General features: G+C 48.6%; 16 protein-coding genes. 9 read left to right on the forward strand and 7 right to left on the reverse strand.

Annotated features, from left to right (window positions below; all coding sequences use genetic code 11):
- Positions 1-174 precede the first annotated feature (174 nt).
- From BUQ98_RS14780 to BUQ98_RS14810, 7 genes are all read left to right on the forward strand, one after another.
- Positions 175-1,611 carry a coniferyl aldehyde dehydrogenase gene (locus BUQ98_RS14780; RefSeq protein ID WP_074214554.1) on the forward strand — a complete coding sequence of 479 codons (1,437 nt, stop codon included), beginning with the start codon at positions 175-177 and terminating at the stop codon, positions 1,609-1,611.
- A gap of 152 nt (positions 1,612-1,763) precedes the next feature.
- A complete protein-coding gene (locus BUQ98_RS14785; protein ID WP_074214555.1) occupies positions 1,764-2,267 on the forward strand; it encodes a hypothetical protein in 504 nt (167 codons plus the stop codon).
- A 373-nt stretch (positions 2,268-2,640) separates the two neighbouring features.
- Complete coding sequence (locus BUQ98_RS14790; RefSeq protein WP_074214556.1) at positions 2,641-4,224, forward strand: S8 family peptidase; 1,584 nt, start codon at positions 2,641-2,643, stop codon at positions 4,222-4,224.
- Between the two features lie 517 nt (positions 4,225-4,741).
- Positions 4,742-5,989: an aromatic amino acid transport family protein gene (locus BUQ98_RS14795; protein ID WP_074214557.1), complete on the forward strand. Its 1,248-nt coding sequence runs from the start codon at positions 4,742-4,744 to the stop codon at positions 5,987-5,989.
- A 319-nt stretch (positions 5,990-6,308) separates the two neighbouring features.
- Positions 6,309-7,046, forward strand: a complete 738-nt coding sequence (locus BUQ98_RS14800) for a nucleoside recognition domain-containing protein (RefSeq protein WP_074214558.1) — start codon at positions 6,309-6,311, stop codon at positions 7,044-7,046.
- Positions 7,043-7,510, forward strand: a complete 468-nt coding sequence (locus BUQ98_RS14805) for a YjiG family protein (protein WP_074214559.1) — start codon at positions 7,043-7,045, stop codon at positions 7,508-7,510. Before BUQ98_RS14800 ends, BUQ98_RS14805 begins: the two co-directional genes overlap by 4 nt.
- Positions 7,511-7,518: 8 nt before the next feature.
- Positions 7,519-8,655: a M20 family metallopeptidase gene (locus tag BUQ98_RS14810; RefSeq protein ID WP_074214560.1), complete on the forward strand. Its 1,137-nt coding sequence runs from the start codon at positions 7,519-7,521 to the stop codon at positions 8,653-8,655.
- A gap of 41 nt (positions 8,656-8,696) precedes the next feature.
- Here the strand turns inward: BUQ98_RS14810 and BUQ98_RS14815 are convergent, their stop codons facing one another.
- The 4 genes from BUQ98_RS14815 to BUQ98_RS14830 form a co-directional block, all read right to left on the reverse strand.
- Positions 8,697-10,124 carry a transporter substrate-binding domain-containing diguanylate cyclase gene (locus BUQ98_RS14815; protein WP_074214561.1) on the reverse strand — a complete coding sequence of 476 codons (1,428 nt, stop codon included), beginning with the start codon at positions 10,122-10,124 and terminating at the stop codon, positions 8,697-8,699.
- A gap of 197 nt (positions 10,125-10,321) precedes the next feature.
- Positions 10,322-12,247, reverse strand: coding sequence for a RecQ family ATP-dependent DNA helicase (locus tag BUQ98_RS14820; RefSeq protein ID WP_074214562.1), 1,926 nt, complete (start codon positions 12,245-12,247; stop codon positions 10,322-10,324).
- A 143-nt stretch (positions 12,248-12,390) separates the two neighbouring features.
- On the reverse strand, positions 12,391-12,999 hold the full coding sequence (locus BUQ98_RS14825; protein WP_074214563.1) for a bifunctional 4-hydroxy-2-oxoglutarate aldolase/2-dehydro-3-deoxy-phosphogluconate aldolase: 609 nt from the start codon (positions 12,997-12,999) through the stop codon (positions 12,391-12,393).
- A 9-nt stretch (positions 13,000-13,008) separates the two neighbouring features.
- On the reverse strand, positions 13,009-14,388 hold the full coding sequence (locus tag BUQ98_RS14830) for a GntP family permease (protein WP_074214564.1): 1,380 nt from the start codon (positions 14,386-14,388) through the stop codon (positions 13,009-13,011).
- A gap of 152 nt (positions 14,389-14,540) precedes the next feature.
- Between BUQ98_RS14830 and BUQ98_RS14835 the strand changes: the two genes are divergently transcribed.
- Both BUQ98_RS14835 and edd read left to right on the forward strand, forming a co-directional pair.
- Entirely contained in the window at positions 14,541-15,059 is a 519-nt protein-coding gene (locus tag BUQ98_RS14835) for a gluconokinase (RefSeq protein WP_074214565.1), read from the forward strand.
- A complete protein-coding gene (gene edd / locus BUQ98_RS14840) occupies positions 15,059-16,870 on the forward strand; it encodes a phosphogluconate dehydratase (protein WP_074214566.1) in 1,812 nt (603 codons plus the stop codon). Before BUQ98_RS14835 ends, edd begins: the two co-directional genes overlap by 1 nt.
- A 73-nt stretch (positions 16,871-16,943) precedes the next feature.
- Here edd and arfB read toward each other — a convergent pair whose 3' ends face one another.
- The 3 genes from arfB to BUQ98_RS14855 all read right to left on the reverse strand — a co-directional run bounded on the left by arfB (position 16,944) and on the right by BUQ98_RS14855 (position 21,204).
- Positions 16,944-17,357 carry an alternative ribosome rescue aminoacyl-tRNA hydrolase ArfB gene (gene arfB, locus BUQ98_RS14845; protein WP_074214567.1) on the reverse strand — a complete coding sequence of 138 codons (414 nt, stop codon included), beginning with the start codon at positions 17,355-17,357 and terminating at the stop codon, positions 16,944-16,946.
- A 95-nt stretch (positions 17,358-17,452) separates the two neighbouring features.
- Positions 17,453-19,078: a HAMP domain-containing methyl-accepting chemotaxis protein gene (locus BUQ98_RS14850; RefSeq protein ID WP_074214568.1), complete on the reverse strand. Its 1,626-nt coding sequence runs from the start codon at positions 19,076-19,078 to the stop codon at positions 17,453-17,455.
- A 257-nt stretch (positions 19,079-19,335) separates the two neighbouring features.
- Positions 19,336-21,204 (reverse strand): Lnb N-terminal periplasmic domain-containing protein, encoded by a 1,869-nt coding sequence (locus BUQ98_RS14855; RefSeq protein WP_074214779.1) that lies wholly within the window; start codon positions 21,202-21,204, stop codon positions 19,336-19,338.
- Positions 21,205-21,299: the final 95 nt, after the last annotated feature.

The following is a 21,299-nucleotide window of genomic DNA, read 5'->3' on the forward strand; positions in this document are numbered from 1 at the left end:
TCCTCACAAAGATTGAGGAAAAATAAAAACTATTGTGATCATTATCATGATATCGATCTGTTTTAATTCAGTGAGCAATGCGGTTTAACGACACCATGCGCTATTGCGCGAAATGATTGGCTGTGTCATCAATGGATGATTAGAGCGAACAACGATGATAATCAGGAGGCGCGAATGACAGAATCTGGATCACAGTGGTTGGAAGACGTAAGAGCGATGCGTGAGGTATTTGATCAGCAAAAAGCGAGCGTACTTCAATGGCCATTTCCTGATTATGCGCATCGCGTTGAGGCATTAATGGCTTTACGTCAGGCACTTAAAGAGAAAGTGTCCGCATTGCAACAAGCACTTAGCGACGATTACGGTTACCGTGCATCTGTTGATACTGAAATTGCCGATATTCTTCCTCTGCTTCACCAGATTGATTACACGCGCCGTCGATTGAAGCGATGGATGAAGCCGCAAAAACGGCGTCCGGGGGTTACCTTGCTAGGTACTAAGCTGATGGTGCACCAGCAGCCGAAAGGGGTGGTTGGGATCATCGTACCTTGGAACTTCCCGATTATGCTGGCAATAAGTCCACTTATTTGTGCGTTGGCGGCAGGCAATCGGGTGATGCTTAAGCTGTCGGAATTTACGCCCAAGACGAATCGAGTGTTACGTGAGTTAATCGCTGATGTGTTCAGCCGTCACGAAGTGGCGGTGATTGAAGGGGAAGTGGAAGTGTCACGCCGCTTTACCGAATTAGAATTCGACCACCTCTTTTTTACTGGTTCGACCCAAGTTGGACGGCAGGTGATGCTTTCCGCGGCCGATAACCTGATACCGGTTACCCTCGAACTTGGGGGGAAATCACCGGTGATTATCGATGATCAGATTGATATGGACGTCGCCGTCTCGCGGCTCATTTACGGAAAGTGTTTAAACGCCGGGCAGATATGTGTTGCCCCCGACTATGTGCTTTGCCCTGAACATCGTCAAGAAGCCTTTATCCACGCCTATCAACGCGCATTTCGTGCTATGTATCCTGACTTTGAGGTCAATCAAGATTACAGCCAGATCATTAATCAACCCCAAGCGACGCGGCTAGAAGAAACACTCCAAGATGCGCGCGATAAGGGTGCGCGTCGCTGGTGTGCACTCGACCAGCAAGCCGTGCCGACCGCGGAAAAACGACGCTGGCCAACTCAGCTACTGACTCAAGTCACCGATGATATGCGGGTGATGCAAGAAGAGATTTTTGGCCCGCTCCTACCTGTGGTTACCTATCAAGATTTCTCTGAGGCACTGCGTTATATTCAGGCGCGTCCACGACCGCTCGCTTTGTATTTGATGAGTAATGACACGGAGAAACGTACACAGGTCACCACACAGCTTCACGCCGGCGGTATGGGGATTAATGAAACCTTGTTCCATGTCGCTGCCGAAGATGCGCCTTTTGGCGGCATTGGCGACTCCGGCATGGGGCACTACCACGGGATTGAAGGGTTTTATACCTTTAGCCACAGTAAAACCGTCCTCACCCGCGATAAATGGGACACCAGCTTTTTAGTCAAACCCCCGTACAACCGCTGGTACAAACGCTTAATGCGCTGGTGGCTGATGCGCTAGGCAACATAGTTTCATTGTGAGGAAGCGCAATATGAATACATACGCATTCGAGTGATTGGACGCATCACTAAACTTTTCCGAGAAATTGATCTATATCTTTGGTTGTTACATAACTGTTAAAAGTGGTGCGAAGCAACCAAAGGAGCGACACAATGGCGTTTTCAGTACAACCCGATTCCATGTTGCCAGACATTGGCGATCATGAGCGCGCAATGATTGAGCAAGAGGTAAAACTGGCGGTCACCGATGCAAACGGACAATCACTAGGGTATTTGGCAATGGTGCCAGATGCGCAGCGTTTTCTTACCCTTACTCAAGATAGCTCCGAGGCGCTGAGCTTTATCAAAACGCCTTGCAGTGTTAATGCAGGCTATTACCAGTGGTCCTTTTTTTACGATGACGTGGAGTACGGTATTGATTGCTTGATTGAGCCGGATCGAAATAAATGTCGACTGTATGCCAATGACCATGCTGCTGCCGCGCCATCATGGAAGTTGGGTTACGACAAAGAGCTTGGCCCCTTGATGATGGCAGCCCCTATTTCTGCAATTGGGCCCGGTACGCGTATTGCTGTCACGACAGAAGAGGCGAGTATACCCAATGTACTCGTGGGAGCGCTTGAAGGGGGAGTACTGATCCACGAGCAGTCAACCTAGCGGATATCAAACAATGTGATCCCCCTAGCCAGTGCACTGTCGCTGGCTTTTTTTGTTCTAATAAATATCACCCTCCTATTGAACATGTATCTGTCCTTTCATCTTAGTTGTGAAGAATGTCAAAGAACCGCTAACCAACCATGTCTGGTAAAAAAGTGCTAAGTGTTTATGACCTGTGCGAACAAACAGTTTGTAAACATAAAGTTAAATTAAATGTTAATGATGCAATGGTTAATAATACTGATAGGTAGCATAAATAAAGCGGTTTCCACTACGGAAAAAATCGGTATGAGTGCATAGCTTTATAAGCGTGCTTGTTGTTATTTGTAGGCAATTTATTTTTGATACGTTTAACCATTGTAAGGAATACAATATGTTAAAGCATGTTCTTAGCTGCTGTATCGCATCTGCACTCGTCGCTGCATCGCCTGCAGCGCTCGCAAAACAGGAAGAAGGTAAACAAGCGATCTCTCAGCAGCAAACGCTAGCGCCACTCGTTGTTGCGTCAGACAATCAGGGGATTGAGGACCAATACATTGTGGTATTCAAACAACCGATGACGCTCAGCGACGACCCACAAGCGCGACAAACCTTCACGCAGCAAACGGTTTCAAGCATGGTCAACCAACACGCGGTTAAAGTTGAGAAAGTGTTTGATCGCTCGCTGAGTGGCTTTGTGGCCAAATTGACGCCAGAGCAACTGCGCGCGCTACGTATGGACGCGCAAGTTGATTTTATCGAGCAAGACAAGACGATTTCCTTGGACCCGGTGATCACCCCAAACGCCAACCAGAGCAACCCAGTGTGGGGGCTGGATCGCATTGACCAACGCAACCTGCCTTTGGATAACAATTACAACACCAATTTTGACGGCACAGGGGTCACGGCGTATGTCATTGACACTGGCGTGACAACGTCACATGTTGAGTTTGGCGGTCGTGCTCGATCTGGCTATGATTTTGTTGATAACGATAATGACGCGTCAGACTGTAATGGTCACGGCACCCATGTGGCCGGCACCATCGGCGGTAGTCAATACGGCGTCGCTAAAAATGTCGACATTGTTGGGGTGAGAGTACTGAGTTGTAGTGGGTCAGGTTCAACGTCCGGTGTGATTGGCGGGGTTGATTGGGTGGCTGCTAATGCCAGTGGACCATCGGTGGCAAACATGAGCTTGGGTGGCGGTGTATCAACCGCACTGGATCGTGCAGTTGCCAGTGCAGTGCAGTCGGGTGTGAGCTTTATGTTGGCGGCCGGCAATTCCAATGCCGATGCGTGTAACAGCTCGCCAGCCCGTGAGCCAAGTGGCGTCACCGTGGGGTCTACCACGAGCAGCGATAGCCGCTCAAGTTTCTCCAACTGGGGCAGCTGTCTTGATGTTTTTGCACCAGGCTCGCAAATCAAATCTGCTTGGTATGACGGTGGTTATCGCACCATCAGTGGCACGTCAATGGCGACACCTCATGTTGCCGGTGTTGCGGCCTTGTATTTACAAGAAAACAGCAGCTTATCGCCAGCACAAGTTGAGAGCTTAATTAGCAACCGTGCTAGCGTTGGTAAAATCAATGATCCTCGCGGTTCGGTTAACAAACTCCTCTACAGCCAAGCGGATAGCAGCTGTGAGCCTGATTGTGACCCGACGCCAGGGCCAAAAAATGAGCTCAAAAATGGCCAGCCAGTCACGGGTATTGCTGGGGCACAAGGTACGCAGCGCTTCTTTTACGTTGATGTTGACGCGGGGCAACGTCTAACGGTCAATATCAGCGGTGGCTCAGGCGATGCAGATTTGTACCTACGCTATGGGGCGAAACCAACTTTAAATAGCTGGAACTGCCGTCCATACAACTACGGCAATAGTGAAGTGTGTACGGTACAAAGCACACAAAACGGTCGCTATCACGTGATGCTTAATGGTTACACTGCTTTTAACGGTGTCAGTGTGACAGCGCGATATTAAGGCGCTGTAGCTAAGGCGGTCGCGTTATGACCGAAACCGTTTTATGACCTGACGATAAAGCGCGGCACAAAGCCGCGCTTTTTAGTGGTATTGGCGTAAGCAATCGCGGAGTTGGAGAACACGTTGGTCAGCACAGGATAAACGCCTTGCCACTTACAGCGTGTGATCGCCCTTGCTAATTACTCACGCGAGCGAGATGTAACAGATGAATAATTTATCATCAAAACTTGAGAGATGAGTTGTTACACATTGTCAACATGTCGCGAACGAAAATGTGGTTGTTGCATTATTTTGCAAACAATTCAATCAATCTAACTTCGGTTGATAATTTAGTGTTTAATGCTTTGTTTTTCGCTAAAAATAAGCATTAAAAACTGGGTTTGAGAATTACAACTAGTCTATATGACAAGTTTTTAACAAAACAATTGGGACATATATCTATTACATTTATGTGATACTTTAAGCCGAACTCGATAGTATGCAACCGCACAAAATATTATAACTAAGAGAGTTTGACGTGAACCAGACTATAGATATCTCCTCAAAAAGTGTATCGCACCGTTGGACCCAACATGATACCCATTGGGCTCTCAGCTTGTTCGGTACAGCGGTCGGGGCCGGGATCCTATTCCTCCCGATTAATCTTGGTATGGGAGGCTTTTGGCCGCTCATGATTATGGCCGTTCTGGCGTTTCCGATGACGTTTATGGCTCATCGAGGCCTAGCACGTTTTGTGTTGTCGTCGCGCCACAAAGATGCCGATTTCACCGATGTGGTTGCCGAGCACTTCGGCAGCCATGCAGGCCGTTTAATCTCCGTGCTGTATTTCCTTTCTATTTTCCCCATTTTGTTGATATATGGCGTTGGGCTGACCAATACAGTTGATAGCTTTTTGGTTAATCAACTTGGGTGGGCGTCGCCAAACCGTGTGATGCTTTCTGGTGTGTTAGTGGCTGGCATGATCGCAATTATGCTTGGCGGTGAACGACTGATGCTGCGCGCCTTCGCGGCGATGGTTTACCCTCTGGTTGCTATCTTGGCGTTTTTATCTTTCTATTTGGTACCGTCATGGCAGGCACCTAACTTGGCTATGCCTGCGATGGGCGAGCTGGGGATGAATCTGTGGTTAGCCGTGCCTGTGGTGATTTTTTCGTTCAGCCATGCGGCGGCGATTTCTAGCTTTGCTAACATTCAGCGCCGCCATTATGGTGACGATGCGCGTGTAAAATCAGAACAGATACTGAAGCGTGCTGGGGTGATGCTCGTTGCTTTTGTCTTGCTCTTTGTTTTTTCGTGCATACTGACGCTCACACCAGCACAAATGGCGGAAGCAAAAGCGCAAAATGTGTCGGTGCTTTCATACCTTGCTAATGTCACCAAAAATCCATTTATCGGCACATTAGGGCCACTGGTTGCTTTTATTGCGATTACGTCATCCTTTTTAGGCCACTTCTTGGGCGCTCGTGAAAGCTTGAACGGCTTGGTCACCAAACACAGCAAGCTGACCTATAAAAAGGCTGACAAGCTTGGCGTGGTCGTGATGTTCTTTGCCATTTGGTGGTGTGCGGTGATCAACCCCAGCATCCTCGATATGATGGGAGCGCTTTCTGGACCCGTGATTGCGATGATCCTGTTTATCATGCCCACTGTTGCTGCCTATAAAGTCAAAGCACTGGCGCAGTATCGTGGCAAAGCGGGTACTTACTTTATCTTTGTGACGGGTATGCTGGCGATTTCTGCATTGCTTTATAATTTGGTGGGTTAACCAACCCGTATGCCTTTCACTAAAAAAGCGCCCATTGGGCGCTTTTTTTATTAGTTAAACTAATCTTTATATCAGGTTTTTATTATCGTTATAGATGCGAGTTTTCTTTTCATTAGTGACAGATAAAACGAGTTATTTCAGTCTATCAGCTCACAGTGATAGCAAATATGTTGAGATAAAAATGTCAGAGGTTGAATGAGCACATATTATGTGAAAAATTCATTTTCACATATGACATAACTTGATAATTATCAATCTTTTCTCGCGTCTGCACGCCGATCATTATGTCAATGTTGATTGAGTGTGAGGGCTAACAACGATGACGCATCCTACTGATACAGGCCGCCATGTGACTTGGGGCTGTTACCTTGCCTTGATATTTGCCGTGGTGTTTTTCTCCGGCTTATTACAATCCAACCAATGGTATGGCGTATTTGATTTCACGACTTTAAACGGTTCGTTTGGACAGGTGGCTTACCAAGTCACGACCACCGCCGATGGGTCGGTTGAGGCTGTGACCACATCACTTCGTGGTAAAGGAGGCAGTGGCGCCCGCGATGGTTTTATCTTTGCGCTGACTTTAATTCCAACGGTGATGTTTGCATTAGGCATGATTAGTGTACTTGAACACTACGGTGCGCTTGATGCGGCGCGCAAACTCTTAACCCCGCTACTGAAGCCGGTATTAGGTATTCCCGGCAACTCAGGGTTGGCATTAATTGCCTCCATGCAAAGCACCGATGCGGGGGCGGCGATGACCCGCCAACTGAAAGATGAGGGCTACTTGACGAAGCGTGAAACCGATGTGTTCACCATGTTTCAGTTCACCGCAGGCGCGACCATTGTCAATTTCTTCTCGTCGGGGGCGGTGCTTTTTACTTTGACCATGACTGATGGCTCGCTGGCGGTGACATCATCGATCGGTCTCGCGATTGGGGTGATCTTCTTGTTTAAGTTCATCGGTGCCAATGTGTTTCGTGTCTACCTCAATATCACCGAGGGTAAAGGGCCACAGCGAGACAAATCTCAATCCTATCAAGAGGAGCATGCATCATGACCCAGTCTTCTAGCAGTAAGCCCATGATCACTGACATTTTTGTCGAAGGGGCGAAAAAAGGTTGGCAGATTGCGACGACCTCGACTGTCCCCAATGTGGTCATGGCGTTTGTGATTATCAAGGCACTCCAAATTACCGGGTTATTGGGGTTGATGGGCGAGGTGTTCTCGCCAGTGATGGCGGTGTTTGGGTTGCCCGGAGAAGCGGCTGCCGTGCTCATGGGCGCCTGGATGTCAATGGGCGGCGCTGTCGGTGTGGTGATCACCTTATTTGATCAGGGCATTCTCACCGGGACCCACATCGCGATTCTCGTCCCCGCTATCTATTTAATGGGCTCACAAGTGCAATACATCGGCCGTGTCATGGGCCCGATTGGTACAGAAGGCCGTTATATCCCCATTATGGTCGGCATTTCTATTCTTAATGCCTTTGGAGCCATGTGGGTGATGAATCTTTTACTTTAGGAGGCATGATGACATTTTCTTTGCAACGCTACCTAGATGAGTTAGCTCCCTTGGTCAATGTCGACTGTGGCACGTTTCAACGCGAAGGCATTGAGGTGATCGCGGCTCTGATGGCTGACAAGTATGAGCAAATGACAGGCTGGCATATCAAGCGGGTGGAGTGTGGTGAGGCAGGGATCGGATTGGAGATCCGCAACCAGCCAACTAATCGACATATTGATGTGCTGTTGATTGGTCATATGGACACGGTGTTCCCTAAAGGCACGGCGGCTGAGCGTCCCATGCATGTGGAAGAGGGCTTTGCTCACGGCCCTGGAGTGTCTGATATGAAATCAGGGTTGCTCAATATCGTCTATGCCTTGCGGGCGTTACCCATGGATGATCGTGATAAGTTGAGCATTTGTGTGTGTATGAATCCAGATGAAGAAGTCGGATCCATCCATTCCAGCGCGTGGCTCGAAACGGTGGCACGCCAAGCGCGATATGTATTGGTTGCTGAAGCTGCCCGGGCCGATGGGGGGTTAGTGAAAGCACGCAAAGGCATGGCGCGCTATAAAATTGCCATATCAGGTCGAGCGGCGCACGCGGGGAATGAGCCGGAAAAAGGGCGCAGTGCTGTGACCGAGCTGGCTCATTGGCTGGTAACGCTCGATAGTATGAAGGATATAGAAGCAGGAACGAGCATTAACGCTGGTGTCATTGAGGGTGGCACAGGAGCGAATATCGTTGCGGAAAGCGCGTCAGCCCTGATTGATGTCAGGTTCTGGGATAACAATGCTTATCATGCCATTGATCAAGCCATTCGTGGTCGCGCCTTACACCCCTATACGCCAGATGTCACCGTTAAATTGGCTCGCGAAGCCTACAAACCAGCGATGGTTCCCTCGATTGAAACGGAACACTTGATGAATTTGGTTGAAACGGCAGCTTTTGATGAAAAAGTGCCCATTCATTGGAAAGCGGTAGGGGGTGGCTCAGACGCTAACAATACTGCTGCATTAGGGATCCCAAGCTTGGATGGCTTTGGCCCCGTTGGTGCAAACTTTCATAGTGATGAGGAGTACTTGCAGCTTGATTCGATTGAACCTCGCATCCGTTTGCTAACACGTGTCTTCTCTTTATTAGCTAACCAAAAAACTGTTTAGTTGTCTCTATTTTGCGGCTACTCATGGGGTAGCCGCCACCTCTACTTGATGATATTCAGCACAGCGCTGTTCTTGCCTTGATTTTTTGCCTCGTACATCGCTTTGTCAGCATCAACGATCTCACTGTGGGGCATGCCGTTGGGGTAATAAGCCACGCCCAGACTGATGGTGACTGGCCTGGATGAGTGATCGAAAAGTGCTAAACTTTGCCGTGCAATCTCATCACACAAAAGTGTTGCCTGTGCTAGGGCACGATCAGCGGTTGAAAAGTACTGAAGCACCGCAAACTCCTCTCCGCCGATACGCGCGATGACGGCATCATTTGGTAGCAGATTTTTAGCTGTCTGGGCCACAAAACAGATCACTTCGTCACCATGTGCATGGCCAAACCCGTCGTTAAAGGCTTTAAAGTCATCAATGTCAAAGACCATCAGCGAAGTGCCACGCTTACCTTTTTCCATGCCATAAAGATATTGATAAAAGTACCGACGATTATTGAGCTGGGTTAGTGAATCTGTGATTGCTTGCTCTTGAAGTAAATCGTTAGCGGCTTGTAACGCCCGAGTTTTCTGTTTAACCGTTCTTTTGAGCAAGAAAATATAGCTCATTGCGATCAGGATACCGATCGCGACTAAAGACGGAAATAAGTATGTGGGGTAGACGGTCTCTACATCGTAATAAACCCATCGGTTTAACAATTGGCGCTTTGTATCGTCGTCAAGCCAGGTGAATTTATTGTCTATTTGATTGATTAAGGAAGATTTTCCTTTCGCAAACCCGGCATACAGCATTTCTGTATACAGGTGTCTGACGGGGATAAATAGATTTTGGTTAGTCGTGGTGTAAAGGTGATAATTAGCCACTTGCAGATCGGCGACAAATGCTTGAATGTCGCCAATTAACGCCGCATTGAGCATTGCTTGGTTATTAGGAAATCGCCGTAAGGTCACCGAGGGAAAAGACGCTTCCATAAACTCTTGTTCATAACCACCTTGTACAACGCCAATCTCATGATCGGTATCACCAGAAAGGACAAAATCGGCCGATGTCCCCATCATGGATTGACTAAAAAACACTTGTGTATCGATCGCGAAAAGCGGGGTACCGAAATCCATAAACTCACGTCGTTCAGGTGATTGAAGTAGACCTGCATGGACATCGGCTTGGCCTGTGCGTACTAAATCAATCGAGCGTTGCCAGTCGGTTAATAGAAATTCTATTTGATAACCGTTGCGCTCTCCAAATTCCTGCCAAAAATCAACCAATATCCCCTTGGGGCGTTGATTTTTATCAAGATAGGAAAATGGACGCCAAGCATGGGAGTTAGCCACTTTTAAGACGGGTTTCTGGCGTTCTTCTTCAGCACCGTGAGTGGGTGACGCGTCAGAGCTGATGAATAACAGCAGGCCCACACTGAGAGTGATAAAAATTTGGCGGGTCCAAACAAACAACGCCCCCGAATGCCGCATAAACAACCCTCTACATAGCAAGAGATTCCGAGAATACAAAAGGAAGCGCTCACGAGCTTCCCTTATCAGTATATGAATAAAACATCATCTCTTGGTAAAACCTGTCGATGTTTTATACCCACAGCGCTGGCCTAGAGGGCAGATAGGCAAAAGTTAGCCTTTTTGATGGATTGACACCTGATTGATTTGGGCAACTGTCACGCATCGATCTCTGTCTCCGTCATCACGGATTGTTTGACGGTTTGATAAGGGTAAGCGGCCAAGGTTGCAAATCCGGGGATGGATTTTGCTTTAATTTTATTGTGTAGCGGTGAGGACAAACCGAGTAAAAAGCGAGTAATAGCGGCGGCTGAGGGCGTACTGTCGCAGGCAGCGATAAAATGACTGCACCATGTTGATAGTGATTGAGGGTCAATATGAGGCAGCGCAGGGCGAGGGGGCAGGTGTGCGATCTGCCCTTGGCAAACCGAACAATGGCCACATTGTTGTGGGGCGGCATGGTCACCAAAGTAGGTTGCAAGGCGCTGGCTAATACAGGTTGGCGATTCTAAAAGAGTGATCAGCTGATTGATTCGGACGAGTTCGCTTTTTTCTTTTTGTGCAAAGAGGTGGTAAAGCTGTTCGGCCTGCGTACTCATATCTATTCCGGAGGCGTTAACTCGAAACACTTGCGTTACTTGTTGGGTGGATAATGCTATCCAGCCTTGCTCATGAAAGTATTCCAGTGCGGTCAAAGCACGCTTTCTTTCCGCGCCAAAACGTTGCCATAATTGCTGGAAATCCATTTTGTACCACGTTTTCGCTTTCACCGCGCAGGCAAATAGCTGGGCCACAAATGCTTGTCGTTCGCCATGGAATTTATCGGTGATTGCTTGAGGCGATTCAATACATTGAAATTTCACCTCTGCAAAATAGCTGTATTGGCTGGTGATGACTCCTGCCATTTCTAAATACACAAGCAACGTTTTAAGCGGTAATATCCGGATATTATAGGCGCGCGAGAGAGTATTAAGCATCACCTCCCACTGTTCGTCCGCTTGCTGTATGTCGCCAAGCAACGAGTGGATCGCTGCTTGGTCAGGGGTGTCGCCATAAATGAAATTTTCTAGCACATTCAAGCTTGATTGATTAGCCAGTACGGTGCAGGTAGCGCGGAGGCCATCTCGTCCAGCTCGTCCAATTTCTTGGCTGTAGTTTTCAATCGATTTAGGGAGATCAAAATGGATCACTCGACGGATATCGGCTTTATCGATGCCCATACCAAACGCAATGGTCGCGACAATACAGGGCGTTTGTCCAGACATGAAAGCGTCTTGAATCGATACTCTCGTCTCATGATCCATTCCTGCATGGTAAGCGGTGGCACGTATGTGCTGGGTTTGTAACCACTGAGCAACCTCTTCAGCGGTTTGCTGCTGGGTGACATAAATAACCGTCGGCAAGTGCGTCTCGGGCTGCAATTGCTCAACCAGCGCTTGCCGTTTTTGCGCCTCTTCCACAGCGACCACATTCAGATGAAGGTTAGGACGATAAAACCCGGTTAATGTGGTATTACTTGCTGGGATCGCAAATTTATTCTGCATGTCTTCGACCACAGCCGGTGTCGCGGTGGCGGTGAGAAGCAACACTTGTGGAATATGTAATTGCTGCCGGTAAGCGGGGAGTTTGAGGTAGTCGGGACGAAAATTGTGCCCCCACTCAGAAATACAATGTGCTTCATCCACCACCAATAATGAGAGTGGGATGGGCGTAATAAATTGGCGAAAACGTTCGTTATTCAAACGCTCCACTGAAATCATTAACACCTTAATGTGGCCGCGACGGACTTGATCCATCACCTGTTGGGTTTGCTCTGGTGTCTGCGTGGAGTCGATGGTGGCCGCGGCAATCCCTTTTTGGGTCATAAAGGCGATTTGGTCATGCATTAACGCCAGCAGGGGAGAAATCACCAAGGTTAAATGAGGTAATTGTGTCGCAGGTAATTGATAGCATAATGACTTGCCCGCACCGGTAGGGAAAATTGCACAGGCAGACTCACCTTGCATCACGCGTGATATCACCGGCTCTTGCCCAGCACGAAAGGATGAAAAGCCAAAATACTGTTCAAGTGTCTGCGTTAACATACCGTTTCTCTTCGCTATCAATGGATAAGTCGGTGACGATATAGGACATGCTGCCGACGCACAATCGATTGTCGTCTGATTGCGAGCAATAGCATCCCTCTATACCAGCCTGATTGCGATTTTCTCAACCGATGCGGTAATTATCACAGTGCTTTAATCAGTGCAGCGATGTCTTCCCACTTTTGTTGGTCTATCAGTTTAGCGGGCACCATCCAGGTTCCCCCACAAGCAATTACAGAGGGTAGGGCGAGGTAATCTTCCACATTCTTGTCACTCACACCACCGGTCGGCATAAAACTGACGGGATATACGGCAGACAGGGCTTTTAGCATGGCAATGCCGCCCGAGGCTTCTGCAGGGAAGAACTTGAGTGTATCTAGGCCCAACTCCATCGCTTGCTCTACCAAGCTAGGGTTGTTAATGCCCGGAACGATGGCAATACCACGCTGTTGGCAGTGTTTGACGGTGGTGGGATTAAGGCCTGGACTGACGATAAAGTCAGCGCCCGCATCAATGGCCGCATCTACTTGCTCGGGGGTCAGTACCGTCCCCGCGCCAATCAACATGTCCGGGTAGGCGTCGCGCATCTGTTTAATGGCGCTTGCGGCTTCGTCCGTGCGAAACGTAATTTCCGCACACGGCAGGCCATTGTCGACCAGTGTTTTGGCCAGTGGTACGGCATCATTGGCGTTGTTTATTGCAATGACGGGTACGATACGAATGGCCTTTAGGCGTTGGTTTAGTTCAGTCATGATAATTCCTTATAATAAAATGCTTAATAGCGCTACGATAACAAACGCGATAGTCCCGAGCAGGGTTTCCATCACAGTCCACGTTTTTAGCGTGGTTTTTTCATCCATCTCTAATAGGCGAGAAACGAGCCAAAAGCCGGAGTCATTAAAGTGAGACAGGACGGTGGCACCACCGGCAATAGATATGACGATAAAGCACAAATCAAGCGGTGATAAGCCGACAGTATGTGACACCGTGGGAGCAATTAAGGCTGCGGTGGTGGTAAGTGCCACCGTGGCTGAGCCTTGAGCAACGCGTAAACAGGTTGCGATGACAAAGGCGGCTAAGATCACCGGCATGCCAGTGTCTGCCAATAGGGTGGCGAGAGCGTGACCAATGCCGCTGGCACGTAATACACCACCAAACATCCCACCGGCACCTGTAACCAAAATGACGGCACAAATAGGGGCCAGAGAATCCGTGCAAAGCTTTTCCATTTTGCTTTTGCCTAGCTTCTGGCCAAAGACCATCAAACAAGTCAGTAACGTGATCAGTAGCGCTACCGGTGTTTTACCTAGCATGCGCAAAAAACTGACCAAAGTACTATCGCCGTTTACGATGCCAGCGACACTCAGCGCGTTAAGGCCCGTATCGAGAAAAATTAACCCGACCGGTAGCAGCAGAATCAGTAACACAGTGGAAAAAGCAGGGCAGTCTTTTTTGTTATTAAACATGACCTCGGTATTTAGAAAGGCCTTTGCGAGTGGGATTTGGAATTTTTTACCGGCATAGACACCATATAGATAAGCACCTAAATACCAAGTAGGTAACGAGACCAGTAACCCCACGACTAACAATAATCCCATATCTGCCCCTAATAGGTCGGAAGCGGCAACAGGACCAGGATGAGGTGGAACGAAGGTATGCATGACTGCGAATGCGCCAGCAACAGGTAGCGCGTATTTGATCGGAGAGCCGCCCAAGCGCTTTGCGACGCTGAACATGATTGGCATCATGACAATAAGGCCGGCATCAAAGAAGATAGGAAAGCCGAAAAGTAGGGAGGCAACCCCCAATGCAAAGGGGGCACGTGCCTCACCAAAGCGAGCAATGAGGGTATCAGCCAGTACATTTGCCCCACCGGTAACTTCTAGTATTTTACCAATCATGGCCCCCAGCCCGACGAGCAAGGCGACAGACGCCAGTGTACCACCGAAGCCTTTCATCATCGTGGGGACGACAGCATCAATGGGGATCCCTGTGGCAAGTGCTGTGCCTAAACTCACGAGGGTAAGTGAAGCAAACGCATGCACTTTTAATTTCATTATAAGCAGTAATAACAATGTGATAGCGCCGAGAGCAACAATCAATAATGTTGATGGCTCAGGATTGTGTGCGAGTATTTCCATATGTCACCTCTTACGACCAGGATGTTTGTGTCTAGCTTCACAAATCTTAAAGTTACCGGTAACATGTTACCGGTAACCACACTAAGATAAAGACAATTATTCAATCCTCTATCAAAAATGAGATCTGGTTAAAATCTCGCTAAGGAGTCGGTATGACAATTGGCAGTGTAATCGTGATGGGAGTGAGTGGCTCAGGGAAAAGTACGTTGGGCGCTATGTTAGCCAGCCATTTAGGCGCAAAGTTCATTGATGGTGATGATCTGCACCCTCGCTCAAATATAGAAAAAATGTCGAGAGGGGAGCCGCTTGATGACCAAGACCGAGCGCCTTGGCTTGAACGGATCAGAGATGTCGCGTTCAGCTTAGAGAAAAAAAATGAATTCGGCATTATTGTGTGCTCAGCGCTTCGGCGCGCGTATAGAGATACACTACGTGACGGCAACCAAAAGGTTACCTTCCTGTTTTTGGATGGTGAGTATGGGTTGATTTTATCTCGTCTAATCGCCCGTCAAGGCCATTTTATGAAAACAGCAATGCTCGACAGCCAATTTGCAACTTTAGAGCGGCCTAGCCATGATGAAGTCGATGTGATTTCAATCAGTATTGATACGGATATTGAGGCGTTAGTGCAACATGCGGCAAATGCACTGAATGGTAAGGAGGTTGCCTAATGATCCATCCTACTCTTACCGCCGTGACGGAATCACTGCGTACGCGTAGCCAGGCGACACGTGCCGCGTTTCTTCATCATACGCAAGCCCAGGCTGATGTGGGTAAGTCTCGTGCATCGTTATCCTGTGGCAATATGGCGCATGCGGTTGCGGCGTCCTGCCAGCAAGACAAACACCACTTGTTGGATATGACCACGGCTAACTTAGCCATTATCAGCGCATATAACGACATGCTCAGTGCTCACGCGCCATACGTTGATTATCCCATGAAAATTAAAACTGCCTTAGCCCCTTTCGGCCACAGCGCCCAAGTCGCGGGATGTGTGCCTGCGATGTGTGATGGGGTGACACAAGGCCAGCCGGGGATGGAAATGTCGCTTTTTTCGCGTGACTTAATTGCACAGGCTACAGCCGTTTCGCTCAGTCATAATGTTTATGACGGCACTTTGCTGCTGGGTGTGTGCGATAAAATCGTCCCTGGGCAATTGATGGGCGCGCTGGCTTACGCACATTTGCCCACTTTATTCATTCCATCCGGTCCTATGGCAACGGGCACCAGTAATGATCAAAAAGTGGCAGTACGTCAAGCCTATGCCGCAGGCAAAGTAGGAAAAGACGCATTATTGGAGATGGAGTGTCAAGCTTATCACAGCCCCGGCACCTGTACCTTTTATGGCACAGCGAACACTAATCAACTCGTGCTTGAAGCCATGGGGCTGATGTTGCCAGGGGCGGCGTTTGTTCCGCCTGATTCGGCACTGCGCCAAGCCCTAACATGCCATGCTGCGACAACACTGACATCACACACCGCTGGGAGTGCAGGGTACCGGCCGCTTTCTGATGTGGTGACCGAAAAAAGCATCATTAATGGTGTGGTGGCGCTACTTGCCTCTGGTGGGAGTACAAATCATACGATACACCTTGTCGCGATGGCGCGTGCGGCAGGGGTGCTACTGACATGGCAAGATATTGATGCACTGTCCCATGTGGTGCCCTTACTCGCGTGTGTTTATCCCAACGGGCCAGCTGATATTAATGCATTTGAAGCCGCAGGTGGCGTGCCGACATTATTGTGTCATTTACATGAAAGTGGTTTATTACACTCGGATACGACACCGGCGGTGGGACTGTTCAGTGACCAATTAACACGGCCAAGGCTTGAAGACGGCGAATTGATATGGGAGCCTGCCCAGCCCTCGACGGATCCTGACGTGATTGCGGCACCAACCACACACTTTAGCTCGACCAGTGGGCTGCGTATGCTGAGCGGTAACCTTGGTAATGCGGTGATCAAAGTGTCAGCTGTCGATCCATCGCATCGCGTGATCTGTGCACCTGCACGGGTGTTTGATTGTCAACATGAGGTCGAGCGTGCGTATCAACGCGGCGAGTTGAATCAAGATGTGGTTGTAGTGGTGCGTTTTAATGGCCCAGCTGCCAATGGGATGCCAGAATTGCACAAGCTTATGCCTATTCTGGGTAATGTACAAAAAATGGGGTATCAAATCGCGTTGGTGACCGATGGGCGTTTGTCGGGCGCGTCAGGCAAAGTGCCAGCTGCGTTGCATGTGTGCCCTGAAGCCATGCATGGTGGCGCGCTAGCAACCATTCAAGATGGCGATTGTATCACCCTGGATGCCAACCATGGAACACTGAACTGCCATGCCGACTTAACGGTGCGCTCCGCGGTTGATACGCCGCCGCCAGCCCAAACATGGGGGCGAGATCTATTTGCAGCCGCCCGTCAGCAAGTCTCACGGGCAGACGAAGGCGCGAGCTACTTATACGCGATATGCTCGACAAAAGAGTGAACGCCGATGGCGAAAGAACAGCGTGGTGGTGCGCCATTTATTGCTGGATGGACATGGCGTTTTATTTCGAGTGCTATGGTGCCACCTTGCCACGCAACGCTTTAGTGTGGCTTTTGCGTTTTTTCGATTCCACGCGACGGCGTTGTGAGGCTTTCGTCGGCCTGGTGGGTTTACGTTTTTTCTGCTCGACCATCGCACCTTTAATTAGTGCCGCGAGGCGTTCTAGCGCATCTTCTCGGTTAAGCTCTTGGGTGCGATAGTTTTGTGCTTTGATGACAATGACGCCATCTTTGGAGATGCGAGAATCTGACAGTGTCATCAAGCGTGTTTTGTATGCATCGGGCAGTGATGAGGCAGCGATATCAAAGCGTAAATGGATCGCACTCGATACTTTATTGACATTTTGGCCGCCTTTTCCTGCAGCACGGATAGCGGTTAATTCGATTTCTGACTCGGGGATCGCCACCTTGTTGGAAAGGGTAAGCATAAAGCCTCAAACATAATGGATGAGGGCGCAGTGTACATAGAACCCAGCCTGTGGCGCAAACCGGCCTAATCATGAGACACCACCAAGCTGATCAATTAAAGCTTGAATGTTTCCATCCGCGCTTTTAAGTTGTGGACAAGATTACTGATCTGGTCGCAGGCAATGGCCGTTTGTGAGGCCCCTTCTGCCATCTCCGTTGAGGCACTATTGATGTTCTCAACGCTGTGGTTGAGTTCGTTAGAGACAGAGCTTTGCTCACTGCAGGCGGTGGCTATTTGTGTGCTCCGTTGCGCAATATCGTCGACAGAGACTGCGATCTCTTTCATTTGCTCGCCGGTATCATTGACCGTATCAACACACTGATTGATCCCTGTTTGGCATTCATGGCTAGAGTCGCGCACCTTGGCTGTATTTTCTTGTAAGGTCTCGATTGTTTGAATAATTTGTTCGGTTGACTCTTGGGTACGTTGAGCCAGAGAGCGGACTTCATCGGCAACCACGGCAAACCCTCGACCTTGCTCCCCAGCACGGGCTGCTTCTATCGCCGCATTCAGAGCAAGTAAATTGGTCTGCTCAGCAATACCACGGATCACATCAACGACTACATTGATATCTTCTGAGCTGGATTTTAATTGCTCTGTCAGGGTTTCGGACGCCGCCATTAACCCGGAAACACGCTGAATGATTGCAATCGCTTGCTCTAACGAACCACTCCCTTTTTTCGCAATCTCTGCTGCCGAATGCGCTGAGGTTGCACCTTCTTCGGTGTTTTGTGCTACTTCACTGACAGCCGCTTGCATTTCTGTCATGGCAGACGCCACCGATCCAAGCTCTTGCTGTTGATTTTGCATACCGGAGGCATTTTGAGATGAAATGGCACTGACTTCTTCAACGGCGGCCGTTAATTGGATAGTAGAATCGTTTATTTCTGATACTAGTTCGTGCAGGTTACTCTGCATGGTTACTAGCTCTTTGAGTAAAGTGCCGAGTTCATCTTTGGATAAATCTTTCTCGTCTATTTTGTTATTGAGCTGACCTTTAGCAATACTCGAAGCAAAGGCGAGCGCTTTATCGACAGGGCGAGAGATGGCACGAGAGAGAAGAATAGAGGCGGCCATAATGACTAAAACGATCACAAGTGTCCCAATGGCCGCGTTGACCTGAGCGGATGTTGCTTCACTCTGCGCTTCTTCGCCTATTTGCTGTACTAAGTCGTCGTTAAGATCGAGTGTGTTATCCAAGCTTTTGAGCGCTTTAGAGTAGGTTCCAAAGCTTGATAGCACCACCTCATTGGCTTTGTCGGGATCGCCATTCCTTAACAGCGAGTTATAAGATTGGGTTTCCTTAATATATTGATTCCAAGTATTTTTAAACACATTGAATGACTGTTTTTCTTGCTGGGTCAGATCCAGTGCTTGATAAGCTTTTATACCGGCTTGGACATCTGCACGCCATTGATCAAGATCGTCTAACCATTGCGATATTTTGGGGTTACCGCTGTTCGGCAGCAGTGAAAACTCATCTTTGCGGACTTTGGTGATATCGACCTGAATGCCTTTTAAAATTGATACTGAAGGTAGGCTTTTGTTTGATAGTTGATTGATATCTTTACTGAGCGTGGATAGGCCAACCATAAACATGGTTGCAACCGAAGCAAAAACGATAAAAACGGCAATAAAGCTGAGCCATATCTTTTTGACAACACTGAGATCTTTCATCATCTACTTTCCTGTTGATCGCGTGTGTGAACCAGCGCAAAGGTATTTTTACAATGATATTAAGCTAAGCGTAGACGATTTAAATGATAAAAATATTATTAATGCTGCGGGGGATGAACGTTTTGATGGAAAACCGGAAAATCACTTATTTATAAGAGCGGGTCATTAATATTAATGTGGTTAGGCTAGACCCGCTTTTTTCGCGTATGCGCGTGTTGTTTTGCTGTCAGTTCTAGGCGAAGGCGTACGATTTCACGTGTTTAAAAGTAAAAATAGCTCATTATTTGGCCACTCATCTCTTCGCCCTCCCAGTGCTGATAGCGTGCTTTACTGCGGATAGACCAATCCGACGTGATGCGCCAGTTCCATGTCATATCCACTTGTGATTGCGACAGCGAATCACGATTAAGCAGAGGGAGATATTGGGCTTGTAAACCGAGGCGGTGGTCATCAGCGAGTTGCCAAAGCAAGCCAGATTCGATCCCTGTTGCAATATTTAGCTGGTCATCACTGGCATCGCCATGTGAGAGTGCCGTGGACCACAGAGCGTAAGCATGGAGACCATCGGCCTCTCCCCAAGACTGACCGATGCCTCCTTGTGCAAACCAACGGCTGGACTGCTCGTGCGCAGTGGGTAGACGATCAAACCCCGCGCGGATATTCCACGACAGGCTAGAAAAAACCCGTTTTTTTGGCGCAATGGTCATCGCATCGATCAGGTAGAGCTTATCCAATTGTGTCTTGCCGTCTTCATCATGACTCATTGCCACATCGACAAAACTGATTTGTGCGCCGGGCACAAAGCCATCTTGGGGATCCAGTAAATCATGGTAGGCCGCGCGCCATTCGAGGCTTAACGCATCTGGACGATACTTCGATGTGCTTGCGCCAATCCCAACGCGTGTAGAGCCGTGCCCCTTGTCCGGTGCGACACTAGTATTAGCAACTGGCTCAAAGGGAGAAGCCGCACTCACTTGGCTGCGCAACGCCAGCAGCTGGGTGAGGCGCTGTGCATAAGGGTCTCGAGGAAGCCCCTGATCATAGAAATCGAAATTAAGCCATTCGTACGTAAATTCATAAATAGCTGCCAGCTGCTCCGCACTATATTGTTTGTGGTCAGGAAAATCGCCATTTTTTGTTTTTTGCGCTGCCTCAAATACGATTGGAGACGTTTGCTCCGACATATTTAACAATCGGGTGCCAAATGATGCGCGGAAGTTAGGCGTTTCAATCAAATTATTATTGGCGAGTGTTTTAACCGTATCTGAAGGAATGGCTTGAAAAGGGAAGTCATTGACTAATTGTAAATCTTCTCGGGCAAGTTGTAGCAAGGCGAGCAGTTGGTAGGAGCAGTTTTCATCGAGAAAGTAGTAATCGAAGGTTGCGTTTTGCATTTCCCATAAGTGCAGGAGTACCCGGTTAACTTCTTGCTCGGAGAGGTTGAGGGCATATTCCCAAATATCGCGGGACTCAATGTCATTGTATTCTCGTACCTTACGATAATAAGGCATGACGGTAAACTGTCCCGGGTACGCGCCAAACAGGCCTTTTGCGGCATACAAAGCAGCGTTATCGTTTTCGTTTGGCTCGGCAGCAAAGTTGACGGCGAAGGCGACTAATTCTTTGTTTCTGGTCTGATCCTTAGCATCAATGCGTAGCAGGGTATGACCGAACATGGATGACGGGTTATTCATAAATGCTGTCGGGAACACCAGCGTCATGGCTTCAGGGTCAAGCACCTTTTTCCAGCGTTCAAGCTCGGGACAATCGAGTGTGGCAGTACGCCCTGCTTGAGATTCGAGCCACGTATATCGTGCTGGATAACGGCACTGTGTAGCCTGTGCAACAGCAGTGTCGGCATGATAAAGCGCGTCAATGGTCGCCGTGAGCTCTTGTTTTGGCTCCGTCTTTCCGTGAGGAGAAAGGAAGAAGGTTTGAGAATCGATCGTACTGTCATAACCAGAAAATGTTTGAGGTAAATAGTGGCCAAGTTTAAGCCAATACGCGTGCTTAGCTAAAGTAGGAATATCGAAGTCACTTTTCTCGGCAAACGTAGGTGCGCTAAACAAACAGAGAATAATGAGACTAATAGAGGAAAATAGAGAGGCGAAAGCGTTGAGAAGTCTCATATCAGTACAACGAGTTATATATGAAAACATGAAAGTGCCCGAGTAGGGCACTTTCGTACTCTATCCTAACCAAGTTGGAGAGGATAATATCAGCG

The sequence above is a fragment of the Salinivibrio sp. ES.052 genome, assembly GCF_900141775.1.
Lineage (GTDB): Bacteria > Pseudomonadota > Gammaproteobacteria > Enterobacterales > Vibrionaceae > Salinivibrio.